The 21,788-nt window shown below is 63.5% G+C and carries 27 protein-coding genes; 15 read left to right on the top strand and 12 right to left on the bottom strand.

The annotated features are described in order from the left end of the window. Positions 1–32 precede the first annotated feature (32 nt). The 4 genes from lysA to argH form a co-directional block, all read right to left on the bottom strand. A complete protein-coding gene (gene lysA, locus GOX53_RS09770; protein WP_171175779.1) occupies positions 33–1,298 on the bottom strand; it encodes a diaminopimelate decarboxylase in 1,266 nt (421 codons plus the stop codon). Positions 1,299–1,368: 70 nt separating this feature from the next. Beyond that, a complete protein-coding gene (locus GOX53_RS09765) occupies positions 1,369–1,536 on the bottom strand; it encodes a hypothetical protein (RefSeq protein ID WP_171175777.1) in 168 nt (55 codons plus the stop codon). Between the two features lie 91 nt (positions 1,537–1,627). Then, a complete protein-coding gene (locus GOX53_RS09760; protein WP_171175776.1) occupies positions 1,628–1,810 on the bottom strand; it encodes a hypothetical protein in 183 nt (60 codons plus the stop codon). Continuing rightward, positions 1,807–3,198 carry an argininosuccinate lyase gene (gene argH, locus GOX53_RS09755; RefSeq protein WP_171175774.1) on the bottom strand — a complete coding sequence of 464 codons (1,392 nt, stop codon included), beginning with the start codon at positions 3,196–3,198 and terminating at the stop codon, positions 1,807–1,809. The genes GOX53_RS09760 and argH overlap by 4 nt, the downstream gene beginning before the upstream one ends. 21 nt (positions 3,199–3,219) lie before the next feature. Between argH and GOX53_RS09750 the strand changes: the two genes are divergently transcribed. The 11 genes from GOX53_RS09750 (at position 3,220) to GOX53_RS09700 (ending at position 11,827) form a co-directional block, all read left to right on the top strand. Next, positions 3,220–3,786 (top strand): TlpA disulfide reductase family protein, encoded by a 567-nt coding sequence (locus tag GOX53_RS09750; protein WP_171175772.1) that lies wholly within the window; start codon positions 3,220–3,222, stop codon positions 3,784–3,786. A 76-nt stretch (positions 3,787–3,862) separates the two neighbouring features. Continuing rightward, positions 3,863–4,228, top strand: a complete 366-nt coding sequence (locus GOX53_RS09745) for a hypothetical protein (RefSeq protein WP_171175770.1) — start codon at positions 3,863–3,865, stop codon at positions 4,226–4,228. Positions 4,229–4,422: 194 nt separating this feature from the next. Then, complete coding sequence (locus tag GOX53_RS09740) at positions 4,423–4,752, top strand: hypothetical protein (protein ID WP_171175768.1); 330 nt, start codon at positions 4,423–4,425, stop codon at positions 4,750–4,752. Between the two features lie 61 nt (positions 4,753–4,813). After that, positions 4,814–5,203 carry a hypothetical protein gene (locus GOX53_RS09735; RefSeq protein ID WP_171175766.1) on the top strand — a complete coding sequence of 130 codons (390 nt, stop codon included), beginning with the start codon at positions 4,814–4,816 and terminating at the stop codon, positions 5,201–5,203. Beyond that, entirely contained in the window at positions 5,196–6,170 is a 975-nt protein-coding gene (locus tag GOX53_RS09730; protein WP_171175764.1) for a sterol desaturase family protein, read from the top strand. The genes GOX53_RS09735 and GOX53_RS09730 overlap by 8 nt, the downstream gene beginning before the upstream one ends. 114 nt (positions 6,171–6,284) lie before the next feature. Further along, positions 6,285–6,473 (top strand): hypothetical protein, encoded by a 189-nt coding sequence (locus GOX53_RS09725; RefSeq protein ID WP_171175762.1) that lies wholly within the window; start codon positions 6,285–6,287, stop codon positions 6,471–6,473. A gap of 115 nt (positions 6,474–6,588) precedes the next feature. Further along, positions 6,589–7,428, top strand: coding sequence for an EAL domain-containing protein (locus GOX53_RS09720; RefSeq protein ID WP_171175760.1), 840 nt, complete (start codon positions 6,589–6,591; stop codon positions 7,426–7,428). Between the two features lie 196 nt (positions 7,429–7,624). Beyond that, positions 7,625–8,800, top strand: coding sequence for an acetyl-CoA C-acetyltransferase (locus GOX53_RS09715; protein ID WP_171175758.1), 1,176 nt, complete (start codon positions 7,625–7,627; stop codon positions 8,798–8,800). A gap of 186 nt (positions 8,801–8,986) precedes the next feature. Further along, positions 8,987–9,709 (top strand): acetoacetyl-CoA reductase, encoded by a 723-nt coding sequence (gene phbB, locus GOX53_RS09710; protein ID WP_171175756.1) that lies wholly within the window; start codon positions 8,987–8,989, stop codon positions 9,707–9,709. Positions 9,710–10,016: 307 nt separating this feature from the next. After that, on the top strand, positions 10,017–10,964 hold the full coding sequence (locus GOX53_RS09705; RefSeq protein ID WP_171175754.1) for a transcriptional regulator GcvA: 948 nt from the start codon (positions 10,017–10,019) through the stop codon (positions 10,962–10,964). Beyond that, positions 10,961–11,827 (top strand): DMT family transporter, encoded by an 867-nt coding sequence (locus GOX53_RS09700; RefSeq protein ID WP_171175752.1) that lies wholly within the window; start codon positions 10,961–10,963, stop codon positions 11,825–11,827. The genes GOX53_RS09705 and GOX53_RS09700 overlap by 4 nt, the downstream gene beginning before the upstream one ends. Here GOX53_RS09700 and GOX53_RS09695 read toward each other — a convergent pair. The 3 genes from GOX53_RS09695 to GOX53_RS09685 all read right to left on the bottom strand — a co-directional run bounded on the left by GOX53_RS09695 (position 11,824) and on the right by GOX53_RS09685 (position 13,089). Then, positions 11,824–11,988: a YdcH family protein gene (locus GOX53_RS09695; protein WP_171175750.1), complete on the bottom strand. Its 165-nt coding sequence runs from the start codon at positions 11,986–11,988 to the stop codon at positions 11,824–11,826. The genes GOX53_RS09700 and GOX53_RS09695 overlap by 4 nt on opposite strands. 115 nt (positions 11,989–12,103) lie before the next feature. After that, positions 12,104–12,877, bottom strand: coding sequence for a tRNA1(Val) (adenine(37)-N6)-methyltransferase (locus GOX53_RS09690; RefSeq protein WP_171175748.1), 774 nt, complete (start codon positions 12,875–12,877; stop codon positions 12,104–12,106). Then, on the bottom strand, positions 12,874–13,089 hold the full coding sequence (locus GOX53_RS09685; protein WP_171175746.1) for a DUF2007 domain-containing protein: 216 nt from the start codon (positions 13,087–13,089) through the stop codon (positions 12,874–12,876). Before GOX53_RS09685 ends, GOX53_RS09690 begins: the two co-directional genes overlap by 4 nt. Before the next feature lie 56 nt (positions 13,090–13,145). Between GOX53_RS09685 and GOX53_RS09680 the strand changes: the two genes are divergently transcribed. Further along, on the top strand, positions 13,146–14,144 hold the full coding sequence (locus tag GOX53_RS09680) for a polyprenyl synthetase family protein (protein ID WP_171175744.1): 999 nt from the start codon (positions 13,146–13,148) through the stop codon (positions 14,142–14,144). On the opposite strand, the gene GOX53_RS09675 is transcribed toward GOX53_RS09680, so the two are convergent. From GOX53_RS09675 to soxR, 4 genes are all read right to left on the bottom strand, one after another. Beyond that, positions 14,137–14,958 carry a 4-(cytidine 5'-diphospho)-2-C-methyl-D-erythritol kinase gene (locus tag GOX53_RS09675; RefSeq protein ID WP_171175742.1) on the bottom strand — a complete coding sequence of 274 codons (822 nt, stop codon included), beginning with the start codon at positions 14,956–14,958 and terminating at the stop codon, positions 14,137–14,139. The genes GOX53_RS09680 and GOX53_RS09675 overlap by 8 nt on opposite strands. Next, positions 14,948–16,666, bottom strand: coding sequence for a tetratricopeptide repeat protein (locus tag GOX53_RS09670; protein ID WP_371810273.1), 1,719 nt, complete (start codon positions 16,664–16,666; stop codon positions 14,948–14,950). Before GOX53_RS09670 ends, GOX53_RS09675 begins: the two co-directional genes overlap by 11 nt. A gap of 98 nt (positions 16,667–16,764) precedes the next feature. Continuing rightward, a complete protein-coding gene (locus GOX53_RS09665; RefSeq protein ID WP_171175738.1) occupies positions 16,765–18,411 on the bottom strand; it encodes an electron transfer flavoprotein-ubiquinone oxidoreductase in 1,647 nt (548 codons plus the stop codon). Between the two features lie 136 nt (positions 18,412–18,547). Further along, positions 18,548–19,003, bottom strand: a complete 456-nt coding sequence (gene soxR / locus GOX53_RS09660; protein WP_171175736.1) for a redox-sensitive transcriptional activator SoxR — start codon at positions 19,001–19,003, stop codon at positions 18,548–18,550. Positions 19,004–19,090: 87 nt separating this feature from the next. Here soxR and GOX53_RS09655 point away from each other — a divergent pair, with 87 nt between their 5' ends. The 3 genes from GOX53_RS09655 (at position 19,091) to GOX53_RS09645 (ending at position 21,101) form a co-directional block, all read left to right on the top strand. After that, positions 19,091–19,471: a VOC family protein gene (locus GOX53_RS09655; RefSeq protein ID WP_171175734.1), complete on the top strand. Its 381-nt coding sequence runs from the start codon at positions 19,091–19,093 to the stop codon at positions 19,469–19,471. Between the two features lie 136 nt (positions 19,472–19,607). After that, positions 19,608–20,078, top strand: coding sequence for a transcription elongation factor GreA (gene greA / locus GOX53_RS09650; RefSeq protein ID WP_171175732.1), 471 nt, complete (start codon positions 19,608–19,610; stop codon positions 20,076–20,078). A gap of 12 nt (positions 20,079–20,090) precedes the next feature. Then, positions 20,091–21,101, top strand: coding sequence for a hypothetical protein (locus GOX53_RS09645; protein ID WP_171175730.1), 1,011 nt, complete (start codon positions 20,091–20,093; stop codon positions 21,099–21,101). Between the two features lie 102 nt (positions 21,102–21,203). Here GOX53_RS09645 and GOX53_RS09640 read toward each other — a convergent pair whose 3' ends face one another. Beyond that, positions 21,204–21,785 carry a GNAT family N-acetyltransferase gene (locus GOX53_RS09640; protein WP_171176200.1) on the bottom strand — a complete coding sequence of 194 codons (582 nt, stop codon included), beginning with the start codon at positions 21,783–21,785 and terminating at the stop codon, positions 21,204–21,206. Between the last annotated feature and the right edge of the window lie 3 nt (positions 21,786–21,788).

Here is a 21,788-nt window from a genome sequence, read left to right as displayed (position 1 = left end):
GGGCCTCCTGTCGGGCCCGCGCGGTGATCGCGTCAAAGCCACTCGGGTATGGTATCGCGGTTTATCATTTCGTCAAAGGTCGGGCGTGGGCGAATAACCGCGAATTGATCCCCATTGACGAGAACTTCGGGGATCAGGGGGCGGGTGTTGTATTCGCTGGCCATGACCGCGCCATAGGCACCGGCGCTGCGAAAAGCGATCAGATCACCGGCAGAGAGCGGCGGCATATTGCGCTGTTTGGCGAAGGTATCGCCGGTTTCGCAGACGGGCCCCACGATGTCATAGGGCTGCGGCTCGGTGCCCGGGGCGGGTTCCGCGACCGGGACGATATCGTGATGCGCCTCGTACATGGCCGGGCGGATCAAGTCGTTCATGGCGCCGTCGAGGATCAGGAAATCGCGATCCTCGCCCGATTTCACATAGATCACCTTGCTGATCATCAGCCCGGCATTGCCCGCGATCAGGCGGCCCGGCTCGATCTCGATTTCGCAGCCCAGATGGCCGAGCGTCTTCTTGATGAGCTGGCCGTATTCCACCGGCAGGGGCGGCGCGTCGTTCGAGCGGGTGTAGGGGATGCCGAGGCCCCCGCCCAGATCGAGGCGGCGTATGTCGTGCCCCTCGGCGCGGAGCTGTTCGGTCAGTTCGGCGACTTTCTGATAGGCCAGCGCGAAGGGTTCCAGCTCGGTCAGTTGCGAGCCGATATGGACGTCGATGCCGATCACTTCCAACCCCGGCAGGCTGGCGGCGTGGGCATAGACCTGCGAGGCGCGGGCGATGGGGATGCCGAACTTGTTCTCGGACTTGCCGGTGGCGATCTTGGCGTGGGTCTTGGCGTCCACATCCGGGTTCACGCGCACGGTGATTGGGGCGACGGTGCCCAGATCCAGCGCGACCGCGTTGATCACCTCCATCTCGGGCTCGGATTCCACGTTGAACTGGCGGATGCCGCCGCTGAGCGCGGTACGGATCTCGTCCTCGGTCTTGCCGACGCCCGAGAACACGATCTTGTCGCCCGGCACGCCCGCCGCCTTGGCGCGCAGGTATTCCCCGACCGAAACCACGTCCATCCCTGCGCCCGCTTGTGCCAGCGTCTTCAGGATCGCCTGATTACTGGCCGCCTTCATCGCGTAGCAGACCAGGTGATCGGTGCCTTCGAGCGCTTCGTCGAACAGGCGGAAATGCCGTTGCAGCGTGGCCGTCGAATAGACATAGAACGGAGTGCCCACCGAGGCGGCGATCTCGGTTATCGGAACATCCTCGGCGTAGAGCGCGCCGTCGCGGTAGATGAAGTGGTCCATGCGCCCGCGCTTAGACCAAAAGAGGCATACGGATCAAATGATTCCGCACCACCCTTGGGGTCTTGCCCGCTCAGAAGGTGCGGGAAACGCCGACCGAGGCCGAACCCGATATCCGGATCACCGAGTTCGACGGTTGCGGCTGGGGCTGCGTCTGCGGCTCGGGCGGCGGCGCCGAGGCGGTGCTTGGGTCACAGGCGGCCAGAACGACAAATGACAGGATCAGAGCGGCAATTTTCATTCCGGAGCCTTTATCAACTGAAACACCGCAGCAAAAAACGCTGCGGTTCCAAACTGGTGCTTTGCGGGCGTTGGATCAACCGCTAAGCGAATCAAAAGCCGAGAAAGATGCTGACCGGTCCCTTGTGCAGCCCCAGAGCGCCGCCGACATAGGCGCCGTTGTTCGAGATGCCGACGCCTGCATTGAGCGTCGGCTGCACCGGTTCGCCATCCGCGCCGCACCCGGCCAGGAGCGCGGTCACGGCGAGGACCAAAAAGGCTCGGATCAGGGTCATGCGAGGTTTGCCTTCCACCGTTCGATCTGGGCCCGCACCTGAGTCGGCGCGGTGCCCCCGTAGGACATCCGCGAGTTTACCGAATTTTCCACCCCGAGAACAGAATAGACGTCCTGGGTGATCCCGGCATGGGCCGACTGCATCTCGTCCAGCGACAGATCCGGCAGGTCGCAGCCCTTGCTTTCGGCAAGTGCGACCAGCGCGCCGGTGATGTGGTGGGCGTCGCGGAAGGGCAGGCCCACCACCCGCACCAGCCAGTCGGCCAGATCGGTGGCGGTCGAAAAACCCGAGCCTGCGGCGGCGGCAAGACTTTCGCGGTTGCCGGTCATGTCGCGGACCATGCCCTCCATCGCGGCCAGCGCCAGCATCCAGTTGTCGGCGGCGTCAAAGACCTGTTCCTTGTCCTCCTGCATGTCCTTGGAATAGGTCAGCGGCAGCCCCTTCATTACCATCATCAGCGCGGTGTTGGCGCCGAAGATGCGGCCGACCTTGGCGCGGATCAGCTCGGCGGCGTCGGGGTTCTTTTTCTGCGGCATGATCGAGGAGCCGGTCGAGAACCGATCCGACAGAGTGACAAAGCGGAACTGGGCCGAGGACCAGATCACCAGTTCTTCGGCAAAGCGGCTGAGGTGCATGGCGCAGATCGAGGCGGCGGACAGGAACTCCAGCGCGAAATCGCGGTCGCTGACGGCATCCAGCGAGTTGGCGGCGGGGCGGTCGAAGCCCAGCGCCTTGGCGGTCATGTCGCGGTCGATTGGAAACGAGGTGCCTGCGAGCGCCGCCGCACCCAGAGGCGATTCGTTCATCCGCGCGCGGGCGTCGCGCACGCGGGAAAGGTCACGCCCGAACATCTCGACATAGGCCATCATGTGATGGCCCCAGGTCACCGGCTGCGCGGTTTGCAAATGGGTGAAGCCGGGCATCACCCAATCGGCCCCGGCCTCGGCCTGTGCCAGCAGCGCACGGATCAAGGCCAGAAGCCCGGTTTCCGCCGCATCCAGTTGGTCGCGCACCCAGAGTTTGAAATCGGTCGCCACCTGATCGTTGCGCGAGCGGCCGGTGTGCAGGCGGCCTGCGGGTTCGCCGATGATCTCTTTCAACCGGGCCTCGACATTCATGTGGATGTCTTCCAGCGCGGTGGAAAACTGAAACTCTCCCCGCTCGATCTCTGACAAGACTGTGAGCAGCCCTTCCCGAATGGCCTTTGCATCGCTATCCGTTATGACGCCTGTGGCGGCCAGCATGGCCGCATGGGCCCTTGAGCCTGCAATGTCCTGGGCTGCCATGCGCTGATCGAACCCGATCGAGGCATTGATCGCCTCCATGATAGCGTCAGGACCGGCGGCAAAGCGGCCGCCCCACATCTGGTTCGAGGATTGCTCAGTCATGTTCGAAAACCCGGAGTTGGTATGCGCCTATTTCGTCTGATCCCCCTTTATATGGCCCTCGCGCTGGGTGCAAACGCTGCGCTGGCGGCAGATGTCGCAACGCTGGAGGGGCTGCGGGACGGCAGCCTGAAACGGCTGATCATCCATTCCGAGCCCAAGCCGGTCGAGGCGGTGGATTTTCAGCTTGAGGATGACACCGGCACCGGCTCGCTGGCCGATTACCGGGGCAAATACGTGCTGGTGAATTTCTGGGCCACCTGGTGCGCGCCCTGTCGCAAGGAAATGCCGCAGATCGCCGAGTTGCAGGCAGAGTTCGGGGGCGACAAGTTCGAGGTCCTGACCCTGGCAACCGGGCGCAATTCGCCCGCCGGAATCCGGAAGTTCTTTGACGAGAACGGCATCACCAACCTGCCCCGGCATCAGGACCCGAAACAGGCGGTAGCGCGGGAAATGGGGGTTGTCGGGCTGCCGATGACCATGATCATCGACCCCGAGGGCAACGAGATTGCGCGCCTGATCGGCGATGCCGAGTGGAACTCGGACAGCGCCAAGGCGATCATCGCAGAGCTGGTCGGCGGCAGCAGCTAGGTCGGCGCATATTTGTCGAAAACCCGCAATTCTGGTAAAGTTCCCGGATATTTAATGAATATCTGGGAGCATTATCATGAAGATTCTTACGCTTTCTCTGCTATCCCTGTCCCTTGCGATTGCTGGAAATGCGGCCCTCGCCGACTTCAAGGCCGTCAAGAAAGAAGCCCAGTTCCGGCAGCAGATCGTCGATCGCAAGCTGACCGATGCGAAAGGCAACTGGACGATCATCAAGTCCGACGGCACCCAGAGCGGCAAGTTCAACGGCAACACCTATACCGGGTCCTGGAAGTGGAGTGGTCGGTACTGGTGTAGGAATGGCGTAATCGGCGGCAGAGAGCTGGGCACCAATTGCCTGCTGGTCGAAATCGACGGCAGTACGACCCGTTTCACGCGCGACAAGGGCAAAGGCAAGAGCGGCGGCGTTTACACGATCAACTAATCGGCATCCTCCCTAGAGCACTTTGCGAAATACCCGAACCACTTAACGCTGCCTGAAATCGTAGATTTCAACGCGTCAAGTGATGCTTGGTGTCTCAAGTTTTTCGCAAAGTGCATTAGTTCTCCGTGCTATACTGATCCCGACCTTTGGCAAAAAGGTCGGGAACGGGACCAACAGACGGAAAGGAAGGGGCCATGAAACCTGTGGTTCTCCTGATTGGCCGGCTGCCCCATGTGATCGGCGACGTCGCGCGGCAGCTTCAGCATCTGCCCATCGAATGGCTGGGCGCCCATGATCAGGACGAGGTGATCCGGCAGCTTGACGCGGAACCGCGCATCGGCTGCGTCATCATGGGGGCCGGGCTGGACGATGCGACGCGCGGCGCTCTGGTCGGGGTGATCGCGGCGCGCAGACCGGATGTCTGCATGCATCTGAAGGACCGCGCCTCGGGGCCCGAAGGGCTGGTGCCCTTTGTCGAACGGGTGGTGCGGCACGAGGTGCTGGGCCAGATGCAGCCAGGCTGACGCGACGCTACCTTTGACACTCGGGCAGGGCCTTTGCAGGTTTGGCGCGAGGGAGGAGCCGATGTCTTTAGAAATCCTGCTGATCCTCGTGGTTGGCGGCATTGCCGGGATCGCGTTGCTGCTGCATCTGACCGGGCAGTCGGCGCGGCGTCTCCTGACGCCCGAGGCCGCGCGGGCGGACTGGCTGCGCCATTTCCCCGACGATGCGGTGATCGACGTCACCGTGGCCCGCGACGGCCACGCCGCCCTGCTGCGGACCGAGACCGGGCCGGGTCTGCTGTGGTCCTTTGGCGCCGATACGGTGGGCCGCCACCTGCTGGATTTCGACCTGATCGACCATCCCAAGGGCTTCCGCATCATCTTTCACGATTTCACCGCGCCGCAGGTCACCCTGCATCTGACCGAAGAAGAACGGCCCCACTGGAAGAGACTTATTTCACCACATGACTGACGCGCTGAGCTTTCCCGACCCGACACAACTGGCCATCCCCTTTTTCGTCGCCGCGATCCTGATCGAGTTCACGTGGATCGCGCTCAAGCACCGCGGCGGGCGCTATGAGACGCGCGATGCCGTGACCTCGCTGATCATGGGGGCGGGCAGCGTCGCCTCGGGGCTGGTGCTGGGGTTCATCGCTTACGGGTTCTTCATGTTCCTGTGGTCGCTGACGCCGCTGGATCTGGGCACCTCGCTGCCGGTGATCGTCCTGTGTTTCGTGCTGGACGATCTGCGCTATTACTGGGTGCACCGGTTCGGCCACCGCATCCGCTGGGTCTGGGCCAGCCATGTGAACCATCACTCCAGCCAGCACTACAACCTGACCACGGCGCTGCGGCAGACCTGGACCGGGACCTTCACCTTCAAGATGGTGGTCAGCGCGCCGCTGATCCTGCTGGGCTTTCACCCGGCGCTGGTGCTGTTCTGCGGCGGTCTGAACCTGATCTATCAGTTCTGGATCCACACCGAGGCCATCGACAGGCTGCCGCGCTGGTTCGAGGCGGTGATGAACACGCCCAGCCACCACCGCGTGCATCACGGGCGCAACGCGCGGTATCTGGACTGCAACTATGCCGGGGTCTTCATCATCTGGGACAAGATGTTCGGCACCTTCGTGCCCGAGCAGGCGAGCGAGAAGGTCGATTATGGCCTCGTGCATAATATCGGCACTTTCAATCCGCTGCGCGTGGCCTTTCACGAATGGCTCTCGATCTGGCGCGACGTCACCCAGCCGGGGCTGAGCCTGCGGCAGCGTCTGGCCTATGCTTTTGCCCCGCCGGGATACAGCCATGACGGCAGCCGCGACACCTCGGACCGGATCAAGGCCAAGCACCTGGTGCGCCACCCCGAGGATCGCGGAACGCCCGGGTTCAAGGGGGCTGCGGATGCCGGTGCCGGAGGGTCGGTGCAGCAAACTCTCTGACGGCAATGTGAGATGCGGACATAACGTCATTCCGCCGAACCGGTTGAATTTGATCCGGGCCGACACATATGGGTCCGGTATCTTTTTTTATCCAGTTCGCGACCGGAGGCCGGCATGAGCCGCATCACACTCGTTTTTCTGACCGTCGGCCTTTTGGGCCTGCTGACCGCCATGACCGTGTCGCTGAGCCCCCTTCCCACCGCATTGATCGCTGCCGGGTACGCTATGATGTTCCTCGGCGCCGTCGGCGTCGTGATCAGCGCGGCCCTGGCCCGCAGCATCGTCCGGCCGACGGTGCGCTGAGCCTGCCGCGCAGACCAGCGCGGGGCGGTTTCCCAAAAATTGTCGGATTAACCCTTGCTTCAGGGGTTTGACGAACACTGTCCGCGCAGCACCGCCGGACAGCAGGGGAAACGTCATGAGGAACCGCCGCAGGAAGATGGCCAATATGCCGGAAGGCGCGGAGAACCCGCTGAACGTGGCCGTCACCGCGCGCGATCGCTCTGCCCTGCAGATGGCGACCGAGGCGGTCAAGCACAAGCAGTGCATGCTGGCCTTTCAGCCGGTGATGCAGGCAAACCCGCCCCATGGCGTTGCGTTCCACGAGGGCTTCATTCGTGTACTGGACGACACCGGGCGGGTGATCCCCGCGCGCGAGTTCATGCCGGTCGTGGAAGAGACCGAGATCGGGCGCGAGTTGGACTGTATCGCGCTGGAAACCGGGCTGCGCACGCTGGCGCGCAACCCCGGGGTGCGGCTGTCCATCAACATGTCGGCACGGTCGATCGGGTATCAACGCTGGATGCGGGTGCTTGAGCGGTTTTTGAAGCGGGACAGGACGCTGGGCGAGCGTCTGATCCTTGAGATCACCGAAAGCTCGGCCATGCTGGTGCCCGAACTGGTGATCGATTTCATGGACCGGCTGCAATCGCGCGGCATTGCCTTCGCACTGGATGACTATGGTGCCAGCAATTTCAGTTTCCGCCATTTCCGGAACTTCTTTTTCGACGCGGTCAAGATCGACGGGCAGTTCGTGCGCGGTGTCGGCGCGGACCCCGAGAACCAGACCCTGATCCGGGCATTGGTCGCGGTGGCGCGCGAGTTCGAGATCCTAGTGATCGCCGAATCGGTGGAATCCGAGGAGGACGCCGCGTTTCTTGTGGCCAATGGTGTCGACTGTCTGCAGGGCTATCTGTTCGGCGCGCCCTCGGTCAATCCGCCGTGGAAACAGAAAAACGATGGCCGCGCGACCGCTTAGCACCTGCTGCGACGGGTATGATCCGGCGGGTTTTCCCGCATGAGACAAGCTGTCGGTTGCTGCATGTGCAGCATTACGTTATGGCAGGTAGAGTTGGAGCGGGGGATGTTGTGGCGCTCTTTGACGTTGAGGGGGTGACCCCCTGACCTGCGCCGTCAGATTTCCCGAAGGACTATGACGGTAAAGGATTGACCATATGACCAACGTAGTAATCGCATCCGCCGCACGCACCGGTGTCGGCAGTTTCGGCGGCTCTTTTGCGAACACCCCCGCACATGATCTGGGTGCCGCCGTTCTGGAGGCTGTCGTGGAACGCGCCGGCGTCGACAAAGGCGAGGTGAGCGAGACCATCATGGGTCAGGTCCTGACCGCAGCCCAGGGCCAGAACCCGGCCCGCCAGGCCCATATCAACGCCGGTCTGCCGCAGGAAAGCGCGGCCTGGGGCATCAACCAGGTCTGCGGTTCGGGTCTGCGGGCCGTCGCGCTGGGCGCACAGCACATCCAGCTGGGCGATGCTGAGATCGTGGCCGCCGGCGGGCAGGAGAACATGACCCTCAGCCCCCATGCCGCCGCGCTGCGCGCCGGTCACAAGATGGGCGACATGAAATATATCGACACCATGATCCGCGACGGTCTGTGGGATGCGTTCAACGGCTATCACATGGGCCAGACCGCCGAGAACGTGGCCGAGAAATGGCAGATCAGCCGCGATCAGCAGGACGAGTTTGCGGTCGCTTCGCAGAACAAGGCCGAAGCGGCGCAGAAGGCGGGCAAGTTCGCCGACGAGATCACCCCCTTCACCATTAAGACCCGCAAGGGCGACATCGTGATGGACAGCGACGAATACATCCGTCACGGCGCCACCATGGAAGCCATGGCCAAACTGCGCCCGGCCTTCACCAAGGACGGATCGGTTACCGCCGCCAATGCGAGCGGTTTGAACGACGGTGCTGCCGCCACCCTGCTGATGTCGGCCAAGAATGCCGAAAAGCGCGGGATCGAGCCGCTGGCCCGTATTGCGTCTTACGCGACCGCCGGTCTGGACCCGTCGATCATGGGTGTCGGCCCGATCTACGCCTCGCGCAAGGCGCTGGAAAAGGCGAGCTGGTCGGTTGACGATCTGGATCTGGTCGAGGCCAACGAAGCCTTTGCCGCGCAGGCCTGCGCGGTGAACAAGGACATGGGCTGGGATCCGTCGATCGTGAACGTGAACGGCGGCGCCATCGCCATCGGGCACCCCATCGGCGCCTCGGGCTGCCGGGTGCTGAACACCCTGCTGTTCGAGATGAAGCGCCGCGACGCGAAGAAGGGCCTTGCAACCCTCTGCATCGGCGGCGGCATGGGTGTCGCGCTGTGCGTGGAGCGGGACTGAGTGGCCCGGGACCGGCAATAGGGGAGAGGCGCTTTCGGGCGCCTTTTTCTTTACCGGTCAAGGAATTGCTGCGGCTGCGACAATATATGCACGGGGTACGCGAAATTCCCTGCGAAACATTATTGCGCATCTGCAGCATAGTTTGTAGCAACATTACCAAGACAATTCAGATCGGAGGATTCCTCAATGGCACGAACAGCACTCGTCACCGGTGGCTCGCGCGGCATCGGCGCGGCCATTTCCAAGGCGCTGAAGGCCGAAGGCTACAACGTGGCCGCCACCTATGCGGGCAATGACGAAGCGGCGGCGGCCTTCACCGAAGAGACCGGCATCGCCACCTACAAGTGGAACGTGGGCGACTATGACGAGTCGAAGGCCGGGATCGAAAAGGTCGAGGCCGAGGTCGGTCCGATCGACGTGGTCGTGGCCAATGCGGGCATCACCCGCGACGCTCCGTTCCACAAGATGACCCCGGAACAGTGGCACCAGGTGATCGACACCAACCTGACCGGCGTGTTCAACACCGTGCACCCGGTCTGGCCCGGCATGCGCGAGCGCAAGTTTGGCCGGGTCATCGTGATCAGCTCGATCAACGGTCAGAAGGGCCAGTTCGCGCAGGTGAACTATGCCGCGACCAAGGCGGGCGATCTGGGCATCGTCAAGTCGCTGGCGCAGGAGGGCGCGCGCGCGGGCATCACAGCCAACGCCATTTGCCCCGGCTACATCGCCACCGAGATGGTGATGGCGGTTCCGGAAAAGGTGCGTGAGTCGATCATCGGTCAGATCCCGGCGGGCCGTCTGGGCGAGCCCGAGGAAATCGCGCGCTGCGTCGCGTTCCTGGCATCGGACGAGTCGCAGTTCATCAACGGCTCGACCATCTCGGCCAATGGTGCCCAGTTCTTCGTCTGAGCATCGCGCCTTATAGAAACAAACGGGCCGGCCCCTTGGGACCGGCCCTTCTTTTATCCCGTAAGAGCGCGCGCGCTGCGCTCAGCGGGAACCGAACAGCCAGCCAAAGGCCGACCGGATGGCTTTTGCCCGTTCGACATGCGCCTGCTGCGAGGCACGCCGGGTCGCGGGATTGGTAGTGATCTCAATCATGGCGGGTTCCTTGTTTCACATCAGCTTCACTTGACTTGATATCAATATGCGCGCTGGGAAGGGTGCGTACAAACGAGACTTTCCATCTGTTCAGTTAAGTATTATTTGTCTGACCATGAGCGACCGCCTGCCCCCGCTGACCGCCATGCGTGCCTTTGATGCCGCTGCAAGGCACATGTCCTTTGCCAAGGCGGCAGAGGAATTGAACGTCACGCCCGCCGCGCTTTCGTTTCAGATCAAGTCGCTGGAGGAGCATCTGGGCCAGCCGCTGTTCCGCCGCCTCAACCGTGCGGTTGAACTGACCGAGGCGGGACGCACGCTGGCGCCGGGAACTGCGGATGGCTTTGCAACACTGCACGCGGCATGGGCAGCGACGCGCAGGCTGTTGGACAACACCACTCTGACTGTGACGGCAGGCCCCGCTTTGACGGCCAAGTGGCTGGCGCCGCGCCTTTACGAATTCGCCCGCGCGCATCCCGAGATCGACCTGCGGTTCTCGGCCACGCTGCGGGTGATGGATCTGGAGCGAGACGATGTGGATGTGGCGATCCGCTTTGGCTATGGGCAGGATGACGGGCTGTATTCGGTTCCGGTGCGCAAGGAGTGGGCCACTCCGGTGATGGCGCCGGAACTGGCAAAACGGTTTCCGACCCCGGAAAGCCTGATGGAGGCGCCGCTGATCCATGACGAATCCATAGATTTCCTGCGCCCGCCCTGTGACTGGCCCGCGTGGTTCCGCGCTGTTGGTCTCGATCCCGCACCCAGACCCGGGGCGCATTTCTCGAACGCCGATCATGCGGTGGATGCCGCTGTGGCGGGGGTGGGTGTGGCGTTGGGCCGCCGGGCCATGATCCTGAAGGATCTGGAAGAGGGGCGGCTGGTGGCGCCGTTCAAGACCGCGATTGAAAGCCAGGCGCGGTTCCGGTTTTTGTGCCTGCAGGGGGCCGAGACGCGACCGCAGATCGCCGCCTTTCGCGACTGGTTTCTTGCCGAGATCGAGAAAACCGCGCATATCTCGGACGCGTTCACCATCATCCCCGTCGAGGATCTTTCCCAGACATGACCCGAGCCCGTGCCACCGCCATCGGTTTTGTTGCCGTGCTGCTCTGGTCGCTGCTGGCGCTGTTTACTGTGGGGTCTGCCCCGACCCCGCCGCTGCTGCTGAACGCGATCTGCTTCACCATTGGCGGCACGCTGGGCCTGATCTGGACAGCCTTCAACGGCGGTCTGGCGCAGCTCAGGACCGTGCGGTGGACCATCTATGCCTTTGGTACGCTGGGGCTGTTTGGCTATCACGCGCTTTATTTCTCGGCCCTGCGCATGGCGCCCGCCGCCGAGGCCGGGCTGATCGCCTATCTCTGGCCGCTGCTGATCGTGCTGTTCTCGGGCCTGCTGCCGGGTGAGGCGCTGCGGGCCGGGCATCTGTTCGGCGCGCTTCTGGGCTTTGCCGGGGCGGCGCTGATCATCACCGGGGGTGGCGGTGCCGGGTTCGAGGCGCAGCACCTGCCCGGCTATGCGCTGGCGCTGCTCTGTGCGCTCACATGGTCGGGCTATTCGGTGCTGTCGCGCCGATTGGGTAAAACGCCCACCAGTTCGGTTGCGGTGTTCTGCGTGGCGACTGCGCTGGCCTCATGGGCGCTGCATTTCGCGGTTGAAGAGACGGTCTGGCCCGCCGGTGCATTCGGCTGGGCCTCAACCCTGGCGCTGGGGTTGGGGCCGGTGGGACTGGCGTTTTACGTGTGGGATATCGGGGTCAAGCAGGGCGACATTCAGATGCTCGGCACCAGCTCGTACGCTGCGCCGCTGCTGTCCACGCTTGTGTTGGTTGTGGCCGGAATCGCCGCGCCCTCATGGACATTGGCGATCGCGGCCCTGCTGATTACCGGCGGCGCCCTCATCGCGGCGCGCGCCAGTCTCAAAGACTAGTTAGACAGTCGTTCGATCTCTTCTTTCAGTTTCAGCTTCTGCTTCTTGAGTTGAGCGATGTGGAGATCGTCGATACCTGGCGAGCGCTGGGCTTCTTCTACTTCGAGACTGAGGTTTGCGTGCTTCTTCTTCAGTTCCGTCAGATGTGCGCTCACGCTCATGGCGATCCTCCTTCTCTTGAGTGTCACATGCTGAGTTGAGCATATCGCATACGGACTGTCACGCCGCAGGGGCACAGAATCTGTCATAAATCCGACAAATTCGGCTGAAGGCTGCTTAGCGCGTTCCGGGCCAGGGCATTGCTGCGCCCTGCCGCAGCACGGCGGAGACCGCCGGGTGATAGTCATCTTCGTCCCGCTGGTGCCGGTCGCCGGAGTGGAGAATCACCGGGGCATGCAGGCGAAACGCGGCACGGCCGCCCTTGCGGGCCCGCAGGATCAGTAGTTCGCAGGCCCGTCCCGCGCGCGGCGCCAACGGCAGAACCTCGACCGAGCCCAGCCGTCCGGTGCAGGCGGCCAGCATGTCGGGCAGCCGGTCGGCGCGCTGGATCATGTGCAGATCGCCGCGCGGGGCCAGCCGCCGGGCGGCCACGTCGATCCACATCTCCAGCGGTGTCTGCTCACCCAGCGCGGTGCGCCGTCCTTTGTCAGTGGCCGGGCTGTGCGCGCCCGGGCGGTAATAGGGTGGGTTGGCGATCACATGATCGAACTGGCGCTGTTTCATGTCCGGGGGTAAGGCCGAGAGATCGGCCCCGATCACCTCGAGCGCCGCATCGTTTTCGGCGGCGTTGCGGCGGGCCAGATCGGCGTAGGCGGGTTGCAGCTCCACCCCAGTCAACACTTGGCCCGGCACCCGCTCCGCAAGGCACAGGATCGCCGCCCCTGCCCCGCATCCCAGTTCCAGCACCGTCTGCCCCGCCCGCGCCGGAACGGAAGCCGCTAGAAGCACCGGATCGACCCCGGCGCGATAGCCATCGCGCGGCTGCCACAGTTTCAGACGCCCGCCCAGAAACGCGTTGCGGGTCAGCTCGGTGTCTGAAAATCTGATCATTTGCCGAGGGGGATTTCGTTGTCCTGCATCACCCGCAGCGCACGCGTATAGTCGTCGGTGCGCACCATCAGGCGCCGGGGAAAGATTCCGATGCCGCCTTCGAGGATGCTCATATTTACGTCCATCTGAAAGCAGTCTATATCCTCGCCCTCAAGAAGGGCGGATGCGAAGGCCATGATGGTGGGATCGGTGCTGCGCAGAAGTTCTTTCATGGGGATGGATGTAAAGGCAAGGCGGCACTCAAGTCGAGCCTTGTAGCAGGAGTGTGATGAACATCGGCACGATCTCGAAACCGCATGAGCGCCTGGCTGACATTCTTGCAGGGGAAATGGAGGCCGTGAACGAGTTGATCCGGGTGCGCATGGCCTCGGAACACGCGCCGCGCATTCCCGAGGTGACCGCACATCTGGTCGAGGCAGGTGGCAAGCGGCTGCGCCCGATGCTGACGCTGGCGGCGGCGCGAATGTTCGGCTATGCGGGCGCGCATCACGTGCGGCTGGCGGCAACGGTCGAGTTCATTCATACCGCGACCCTGCTGCATGACGATGTGGTGGACGAAAGCGCCCAGCGGCGCGGGCGGCCCACCGCCAACCTGCTGTGGGACAACAAATCCAGCGTTCTGGTGGGCGATTACCTGTTTTCACGCAGTTTCCAGTTGATGGTCGAGACCGGGTCCTTGCGGGTGCTGGACATCCTGGCGAATGCCTCGGCCACGATTGCCGAAGGGGAAGTGTTGCAGATGACGGCGGCCACCGATCTGCGGACGGATGAGAGCGTTTATCTGCAGGTGGTGCGCGGCAAGACCGCGGCCCTGTTTTCGGCGGCGACCGAGGTGGGCGGCGTGATTGCCGGGGCTTCGGACGCGCAGGTTCAGGCGCTGTTCGACTACGGCGATGCGCTGGGGGTCGCGTTTCAGATCGCGGACGATCTGCTGGATTATCAGGGCGACAGCAAGGCGACCGGCAAGAATGTCGGTGACGATTTCCGCGAGCGCAAGCTGACCCTGCCGGTGATCAAGGCGGTGGCGCAGGCCACGCCGGAAGAGCGCGCATTCTGGGAGCGCACGATCGAGAAAGGCCGTCAGCGGGAGGGCGATCTGGATCACGCGCTGGCGCTGATGCAGAAATACGGGACGCTGGAGGCGACCCGGGTCGATGCCAATGGCTGGGCGGCCAAGGCCAAATCCGCGCTGGATTTGTTGCCGGATCACGAGATTCGCACGCTGCTGCGCGATCTGGCCGATTACGTGGTGTCGCGGCTCAATTGAGCTGCGTTGCGCGGCACCACCAGTCGGGATGTGCCGCCGAAAGAGCTTCGGCGACAGAATGTGCCGTCGCCATCGAGGGGTAGAGCAAGAAAAAAGTCGATCCCGATCCAGACATGCGCGCCAAAAGAGGGGCCTCGATGAATCTCAACTCGTCTAGTACGAATTCGATCTCTCGCGCCACACCCATCGCTGGGGTTTCCAGATCGTTGCGTTGATCACGCAGCCAGTAGGCGCAATCTGCGGCGGTTTCAAACTCGGGGATGTCGTCAGGCATCGGCGGATTATTCCTCCATGCCAGAGCGTTGAAGACCGATCCGGTCGGTACCGAAATGCCCGGATTTACAAGAACTGCTGGTAGGTGTGGCAAACTAGTGGGCGTGATTTCGTCGCCAATTCCTCTCATGCGAGCCGCTCTGGCAGTCACGCAAACGGGCACATCAGCCCCCAAGGACACAGGGAGTTGTTTCGGGATGTCTAACCCTTGCCCCGCAAGCGCCCAAAGCGTTGCAGCAGCATCCGAGGAACCGCCACCAATTCCGGCGCCATGCGGGAGGACCTTGTTCAGGTGAATATGCCCGGTCCAGCCAACCGCCTGCGCGGCTTTCCAGACCAGATTGCGGCTGTCCGCTGGCACGCCATCCGCGTGTTCCCCGGTGACGGTCAACAACAACTCCGGTCCGGGCTTAAACTCCAGGCGGTCGCCGATATCGGCAAAGACCACCAGCGAATCCAGAAGGTGATAGCCGTCGTCGCGCTGGCCGGTCACATGCAGGGTCAGGTTGATCTTGGCGGGCGCAAAAGCCTCAACCGTCATTGGCCACCTTTAGCGGCGCAACCCCTTCCTCGGCCAGCACCGCGTCCAGCCCGATCTCGATCTTGCGGCGGATGCGTTCGGGGTCGGCCTCACCATCGGTATCCTCGGGATCGACGAAAGACAGGGCGCGTTTCCACTGGAACTCGGCCTCGCGGGCACGGCCCACGGCCCAGTAGACGTCGCCCAGATGGTCGTTGACCACCGGATCGACCGGCATCAGTTCGACCGCGCGTTCCATATGGCCCACCGCCTCGTCATAGCGGCCCAGACGGAACAGGACCCAGCCGAGGCTGTCCACGATATAGCCGCTGTCCGGGCGTGCGGCGACGGCGCGCTGGATCATGTCCAGCGCCTCGTCCAGCTTGATCTGCTTTTCGACCAGCGAATAGCCCAGATAGTTCAGCACCTGCGGCTGATCGGGGTTCAACTCAAGCGCGGCGCGGAAGTCGGACTCGGCCTGTTCCCACTGTTTCTGCCGCTCGTGGCTGATGCCGCGGGCATAGTACAGGAACCACTGTCCGGTCGAACCGTCCTCGGTGTAGTCCAGCGCCTTGTCATAGGCCTGCACCGCCTTGGCATAGTTTTCCTGCTGACGCTGCAGGTCGCCAAGCGCGCTGTGGATCGCCGGCAGGGTCGGATGGTTGCGCGCCAGCTGCTCCAGCACCTCGATCGCGGCGTCCGGCTTGGCCGCACGGCGCAGCGCCTCGGCCCGGCCCAGTTCGGCCGCGTGGTGGTCGGGGCTGCCGGGCGGAACCAGCTTGTAGGTCGCCACCGCCAGATCGTACTGGCCCAGTTCGTCCAGCAGTTCGGCACTCAGCAGCAGCGCGTCGATGTGATCGGGGCGCAGGAAGCTGGCGGTGCGGGCATAGACCAGCACATAATCGTCCGCCGCCTCGCTGTTGAGCGCGGCACCGATGGTAAAGAACACCTCGGCCATGCCGTCCTGAACCGAGCGCACATGGGTGAAGGGCAGTTTTTCGCCCGCCGCCAGCCGGTCGGCCACCGCCGTCAGCGACGGATCGGGGCCCGCACCGAACACATCCGCGAGCATTGCCAGCGCCTGATCGTTGCGGTCGAGCTGGGACAGCACTTCGGCCCGGGCCAGCGCGGCACGGCGCGAGAGCGTGGTCACGGCGCCATCATCGGCGGCAAAGATCGCCTCGGCCCCTTCGTAGTCACCGACCGAGGCCAGCGCCATCGCCTTGTGATAGCGGGCAAAATCGCGCAGCCCGTTTTCGGTGGCCACCTTGTCGAACTGCTCGAGCGCCTTGCCGACCGAGCCCTTGCCCATATAGGCCCAGGCCATCAGCAGACCGTCGACCAGCGGGCCGACGCCCTTGGTTTCCGGATCGCGGGCCAGCAGTTCGTCATATTTACCATCGGCGCTAAGATTGGCCGCCACGACCATCTGCGCGACCTGGCTGCGCAGGCCCAGATCCTCCATCTGCAGCGCCACCGGATAAGCGCGCTTGAGCTCGCCCAGCGACAGCTGCGCCAGCACGACATTTTCCATCAGGCCCGGATTGGCGGGATCGAGCGCGAGCGCCCGAATGTAATAGCGGGCAGCCGCGTCATAGTCGCTGCGATATACCGCCTGCCGACCGGCCAGATAGGCGCCGGCGCTGCTTTGGGCGGCAACCGGAACAGGAAAAGCCGCCGCAGCGGCAATCGCGGCGACCGCCGCATGTCGTAACAGGGAAAACACCACGCACTGCCTTTTGTTATTGACTTGGCACAAGCTAGGGCGTCGGAGGGAAAGAGGCAATGGCAGAGGCTTCACGACCCTGCCATTGCCCGTATTCTCGCTTACATATTCGGATAGTTCGGACCATCGCCGCCCTGAGGCGTCTTCCAGGTGATGTTCTGGCTGGGGTCCTTGATATCGCAGGTCTTGCAGTGGACGCAGTTCTGGAAGTTGATGACGAAGCGCGGGCCGTCGTCATCCTCGACCATTTCATACACCCCCGCCGGGCAGTAGCGCTGCGCCGGTTCCGCGAATTTCGGCAGGTTGACCTTGACCGGGATATCCGGGTCGCTCAGTTGCAGGTGGCAGGGCTGGCTTTCCTCGTGATTGGTCATCGCGAAGGAGACGTTGGTCAGACGGTCGAAGGACAGCGTGCCGTCGGGCTTGGGATATTCGATGGGCTTGTGCTTGCTGGCATCCTCGGTCGACTCGGCATCGTTCTTGCCGTGGCCCAGAGTGCCAAAGAACGAAAAGCCCAGCGTGTTGGTCCACATGTCCAGGCCACCCAGCGCCAGCGACGGCAGCATGCCCCATTTCGACCACATCGGTTTGACGTTGCGGACCTTTTTGAGGTCCTTGCCGATGGGGCCGCTGCGCACATCCGCCTCGTAGGCCGTCAGCTCGTCGCCCGACCGCTCGGCCTTGATGGCGTCAAAGGCGGCCTCGGCCGCCGCCTTGCCCGAGAGCATCGCGTTGTGGTTGCCCTTGATGCGCGGCACGTTGACCATGCCCGCAGAACAGCCCAGCAGCGCTACGCCCGGAGCCACCAGTTTCGGCATCGACTGCCAGCCGCCTTCGGTGATCGCGCGCGCGCCATAGGCCACACGCTTGCCGCCCTTGAGCAGCTCGGCCACCATCGGGTGATGCTTGAAGCGCTGGAACTCCATGTAAGGGAACAGGTGCGGGTTCTTGTAATTCAGGTGCACCACGAATCCGACATAGACCTGATTGTTTTCAAGGTGATAGATGAAGGAGCCACCCCCGGCATTGCCGCCCAACGGCCAGCCCATCGTGTGGGTGACGGTGCCCTGCTTATGCTTGGCCGGGTCGATCTCCCAGATCTCCTTCATGCCGACGCCGTATTTCTGCGGCTCTTTGCCGGCACCCAGGTCGTATTTGGCGATGACCTCTTTCGACAGCGATCCGCGCACGCCTTCCGACAGGAACACGTATTTGCCGTGCAGCTCCATACCCGGCTCGTAGCCCGGTCCGGGGTTGCCCTCGGCATCCTTGCCGAACTCACCGGCGACGACGCCCTTGACCTCGCCATTCTCGCCATAGACCAGTTCCGAGCACGCCATGCCCGGGAAGATCTCGACCCCCATCTCTTCGGCCTGCTCGGCCATCCAGCGGCAGACATTGCCCATCGAGACGATGTAGTTGCCGTGGTTGTTCATCAGCGGCGGCATCGGGAAGTTGGGGATGCGCAGCTTGCCCGCCTCGCCCAGCATATAGAAGTTGTCCTCGGTCACCGGGGTGTTGATCGGCGCGCCCTTTTCCTTCCAGTCCGGGATCAGCGCGTCAATGCCGCAGGGATCCAGCACCGCGCCCGACAGGATGTGGGCGCCAACCTCGGAGCCCTTTTCCAGCACCACGACGTTCACGTCTGCATCGAGTTGTTTCAGACGGATGGCCGCCGACAGGCCCGCGGGGCCTGCGCCCACGATCACCACGTCGTATTCCATCGCTTCGCGTTCAATTTCGGCCATCGCGGGCTCCTTAGCTAACTTTCCGAATTGGCGCTCTCAACGCATGGTCGGCGCAATTTTGTTTCACGGCTGATTACCCGGTGTGAAAGACCTTGGTCAATCAAAACACGGCGTAACATCGCTGCAATGCGGCAGTTCAGTCCTCCGGCGCGTCACCCATCAGGTATCTGGGCCCGCTTCCCTTGGATTTTGCCCGGTCATCTGGGTTGTAAAGCGCGCATTTTGGCAGGCTGAGGCAGCCGCAGCCGATGCAGCCGTCCAGATTGTCGCGCAGCCGGGTCAGGGTGTCGATTCGCTGGTCCAGATGCACACGCAGCCCCTTGCCGATCCGTGCCCAGTCGCGCGGGGTCGGAGTGCGCTTGTCGGGCAGCCCCGCCAGCACCTCGCGGATTTCCGGCAGCGACAGACCGAATTGCTGCGCGATCATGACAAAGCTCAGCCGGCGGATGTCGGCGCGCTGGTACCTCCGCTGCCCGCCCGGGTTGCGCCAGGGCGCGATCAGGCCCTGCGCCTCGTAATACCGGATCGCCGACACCGCCAGCCCGGTGCGGCTGGCCAGCGCGCCGATCGAAAGCCCCTCGGATACTGGCATATGCACCTCTCAGAAATACCTTGACCTAAAGTTAGGTTTAGAAATTACGGTGAGTCGCAACAACCCCGTTATTTGAAAGGACAGACCATGATGGCGACATTGGAACACACCAACTTCACCGTGCGCGATCCCAAGGCGACGGCGGCTTGGATGCACGATGTCTTTGGCTGGAAAACCCGCTGGGAGGGCGCTGCGATGGCTGGCGGCTACACCGTGCACGTGGGCAGCGCCCATACCTATCTGGCGCTTTACGCGCCGAACGCACCCAAACCCTCGGCAGAAAGCACGTACAACACCGTGGGCGGCCTCAACCATGTGGGCGTCCTGGTCGAGGACATCGACGCGACCGAGACCCGGGTACGTGCCGCAGGGTTCGAGCCGCATAATCACGCCGACTATGAGCCCGGCCGCCGGTTCTATTTCGACGATGACAACGGCATCGAGTTTGAGGTCGTGGCCTATGACTAGGCCGTAATCCGCGCGTCTTGCGGACCTCGCCCCTTGCAATCCCCACCTCATTTGGGTCAGGTATTCCCCGACCCTACCTGTCGCCCCGGCGCATTGCGCGACGGGGCGACGCAATTTGTGCGTGGATTACGAAGACATGGAAAAGATCCCGATGACGCCTGCGGGCTTTGCCGCGCTCGAGGCCGAACTCAAGCAGCTCAAGACCGAGGAGCGGCCCGCCATCATCCGGGCCATCGCCGAGGCGCGCGAGCATGGCGATCTGTCCGAGAATGCCGAATACCATTCGGCGCGCGAAAAGCAGTCCTTCATCGAGGGCCGGATCAAGGAGCTTGAGGGCATCCTGTCGCTGGCCGATGTGATCGACCCCAAAAGGCTGTCCGGCGCCATCAAGTTCGGCGCCCGCGTCACGCTGGTGGACGAGGACACGGATGAGGAAAAGACCTGGCAGATCGTGGGTGAGCACGAGGCCAATATCGAAAACGGTCTGCTCAACATCAAATCCCCCATCGCCCGCGCCCTGATCGGCAAGGACGAAGGCGACAGCGTCGAGGTGCGCACCCCCGGCGGCCTGCGGTCCTACGAAGTTCTAAGTATCCAGTACTCCTGACGGAGCTTTCACATGTCCGGCCAGACGCCAGATCCTGATTCGGCCCATCCGACCTCGCTGGGGATCTACGACCGCCCCGGGCGGCCCGCCGTCACCGGGATCGAGATTGCCGCGATCCTGCTGAGCCTGCTGTGGCTGGCCTTCGCCGTCGTGGTCTTTGTGCTGAACCCCGAGCCCCGCGATGGCAGCTTTCTGGTCACCATGCTGGCCGTCTTCATGCCGGTCGCGATGATCTGGGTGGCCGCGACGGCGATGCGGACGGCGCGGGTGATGCGTGAGGAAAGCCAGCGTCTGCAGACCGCCATCGACGCGATCCGCAACGCCTATGTGGTGCAACAGCAGCGCGCCGCGATCACACATGAGCCCTCGGTCACCCGTAAGCTGGACGAGATCGCCGAGGCGACGAAAAAGACCGAAACCGCGCTGGCCACGTTCTCGACCAAGCGCCGGGAGACGTCGCGTGTTGTTCTGCCCTCGCTGCGCGGGGCGCGAGGCGGTGCCGGGGATCAGGGGTCGCTGGAGCTGGGCACCCCCGCCGAGGCGCTGTCGCCGCCGCTTTCGACCGAAGAATTCATCCGCGCCCTGCATTTCCCGGAAACGACCGAGGACACCGAAGGCTTCGCCGCGCTGCGCCGGGCGCTGAAGGACCGCAAGGCGGCGCAGCTGATCCAGGCCGCACAGGACGTTCTGACCCTGCTGAGCCAGGAGGGCATCTATATGGACGATCTGCGCCCCGACATGGCCCGGCCCGAGATCTGGCGCCAGTTTGCCCATGGGGTGCGGGGCCGTGCGGTTGCGGCACTGGGTGGGATCCGGGACAGGTCGTCGCTGGCCCTGACCGCTGGCCGGTTGAAACAGGACCCGATCTTTCGCGATGCAGCGCATCATTTTCTCCGCCGGTTCGACCAGATGTTCGTCGAGTTCGAGGCCGAGGCAACGGATGCCGAAATCTCGGGCCTCAGCGAAACCCGCACCGCCCGCGCCTTCATGCTGCTGGGCCGGGTGGCCGGAACCTTCGACTGACGCGCGCTGCTTTCCTTGCAGCGCAGAAAGGCGTTTGCAAACGCCTTGAAGCGGTTTGAAAACCGCTTAAGCCGCTTCCAAGCGGCTTGCCCGCGCCCGGTGTCAGCGGGAAACCGGCCTGCTCATCCGGGTGGCCTTGCGGAACCCGAAGAGCGGACGCAGCGGCCCGGTTTCCTCTTCGCCTATGACTTTGAACCCCACCCGCTCATAAAGCGCGCGCGCACGGGGATTTGTGTCAATCACGTCAAGCTGCACCTCACGCATTCCGCGCGCTTCGGCCTCAGCACACACCGCGTCGAACAAGGCGGTGCCCACGCCCCGCCCCCGCGCCGCGGTGTCCACGAAAATTCCGTCCATCTGAAACACACCGGGTTGCAGTTTGCGCTCGAGCACGCTCAGAACCACCGCCCGCCAGAGGCTGCCGAACCAGCCATAGACCTGCGCTAGATCGCGCAGGCCCGCATCCGTCAGCCCGCCCTCTTCCGTCTTGAACCCGACCAGCCCCAGCAAGCGCCCGTCGTCATCCCGCGCCACCAGCGCGAACCGCGGGTCCAGCGCCGCCTCGAAGAACCGCAGCGCCTTGTCCTCGGGGCCCATGACCTTGCCCAGCTTGGCCGCGAAGGCCTGCCAGAACAGCCGTGCGGCCTGAGCCCGCTCGGCCTCGGCAAAGCCGGGCATCACCATGGT

The sequence above is a fragment of the Ruegeria sp. HKCCD8929 genome, assembly GCF_013031405.1.
Classification (GTDB): domain Bacteria; phylum Pseudomonadota; class Alphaproteobacteria; order Rhodobacterales; family Rhodobacteraceae; genus Ruegeria.
This window is presented reverse-complemented; position numbering and strand designations above follow the sequence as displayed.

Bases quoted from the DNA above. Each gene is read 5' to 3' on its own strand.
- GOX53_RS09675 (WP_171175742.1), bottom strand. From the start codon at position 14,958: ATGACGGTTGAGGCTTTTGCGCCCGCCAAGATCAACCTGACCCTGCAT.
- GOX53_RS09730 (WP_171175764.1), top strand. From the start codon at position 5,196: ATGACTGACGCGCTGAGCTTTCCCGACCCGACACAACTGGCCATCCCC.
- GOX53_RS09690 (WP_171175748.1), bottom strand. From the start codon at position 12,877: ATGATCAGATTTTCAGACACCGAGCTGACCCGCAACGCGTTTCTGGGC.
- GOX53_RS09735 (WP_171175766.1), top strand. From the start codon at position 4,814: ATGTCTTTAGAAATCCTGCTGATCCTCGTGGTTGGCGGCATTGCCGGG.
- GOX53_RS09695 (WP_171175750.1), bottom strand. From the start codon at position 11,988: ATGAGCGTGAGCGCACATCTGACGGAACTGAAGAAGAAGCACGCAAAC.
- GOX53_RS09685 (WP_171175746.1), bottom strand. From the start codon at position 13,089: ATGAAAGAACTTCTGCGCAGCACCGATCCCACCATCATGGCCTTCGCA.
- argH (WP_171175774.1), bottom strand. From the start codon at position 3,198: ATGACTGAGCAATCCTCGAACCAGATGTGGGGCGGCCGCTTTGCCGCC.
- GOX53_RS09700 (WP_171175752.1), top strand. From the start codon at position 10,961: ATGACCCGAGCCCGTGCCACCGCCATCGGTTTTGTTGCCGTGCTGCTC.
- GOX53_RS09750 (WP_171175772.1), top strand. From the start codon at position 3,220: ATGCGCCTATTTCGTCTGATCCCCCTTTATATGGCCCTCGCGCTGGGT.
- soxR (WP_171175736.1), bottom strand. From the start codon at position 19,003: ATGCCAGTATCCGAGGGGCTTTCGATCGGCGCGCTGGCCAGCCGCACC.
- GOX53_RS09680 (WP_171175744.1), top strand. From the start codon at position 13,146: ATGAACATCGGCACGATCTCGAAACCGCATGAGCGCCTGGCTGACATT.
- GOX53_RS09665 (WP_171175738.1), bottom strand. From the start codon at position 18,411: ATGGCCGAAATTGAACGCGAAGCGATGGAATACGACGTGGTGATCGTG.
- GOX53_RS09705 (WP_171175754.1), top strand. From the start codon at position 10,017: ATGAGCGACCGCCTGCCCCCGCTGACCGCCATGCGTGCCTTTGATGCC.
- GOX53_RS09745 (WP_171175770.1), top strand. From the start codon at position 3,863: ATGAAGATTCTTACGCTTTCTCTGCTATCCCTGTCCCTTGCGATTGCT.
- GOX53_RS09765 (WP_171175777.1), bottom strand. From the start codon at position 1,536: ATGAAAATTGCCGCTCTGATCCTGTCATTTGTCGTTCTGGCCGCCTGT.
- GOX53_RS09655 (WP_171175734.1), top strand. From the start codon at position 19,091: ATGATGGCGACATTGGAACACACCAACTTCACCGTGCGCGATCCCAAG.
- GOX53_RS09720 (WP_171175760.1), top strand. From the start codon at position 6,589: ATGAGGAACCGCCGCAGGAAGATGGCCAATATGCCGGAAGGCGCGGAG.
- GOX53_RS09645 (WP_171175730.1), top strand. From the start codon at position 20,091: ATGTCCGGCCAGACGCCAGATCCTGATTCGGCCCATCCGACCTCGCTG.
- GOX53_RS09725 (WP_171175762.1), top strand. From the start codon at position 6,285: ATGAGCCGCATCACACTCGTTTTTCTGACCGTCGGCCTTTTGGGCCTG.
- greA (WP_171175732.1), top strand. From the start codon at position 19,608: ATGGAAAAGATCCCGATGACGCCTGCGGGCTTTGCCGCGCTCGAGGCC.
- GOX53_RS09715 (WP_171175758.1), top strand. From the start codon at position 7,625: ATGACCAACGTAGTAATCGCATCCGCCGCACGCACCGGTGTCGGCAGT.
- phbB (WP_171175756.1), top strand. From the start codon at position 8,987: ATGGCACGAACAGCACTCGTCACCGGTGGCTCGCGCGGCATCGGCGCG.
- GOX53_RS09760 (WP_171175776.1), bottom strand. From the start codon at position 1,810: ATGACCCTGATCCGAGCCTTTTTGGTCCTCGCCGTGACCGCGCTCCTG.
- lysA (WP_171175779.1), bottom strand. From the start codon at position 1,298: ATGGACCACTTCATCTACCGCGACGGCGCGCTCTACGCCGAGGATGTT.
- GOX53_RS09740 (WP_171175768.1), top strand. From the start codon at position 4,423: ATGAAACCTGTGGTTCTCCTGATTGGCCGGCTGCCCCATGTGATCGGC.
- GOX53_RS09640 (WP_171176200.1), bottom strand. From the start codon at position 21,785: ATGGTGATGCCCGGCTTTGCCGAGGCCGAGCGGGCTCAGGCCGCACGG.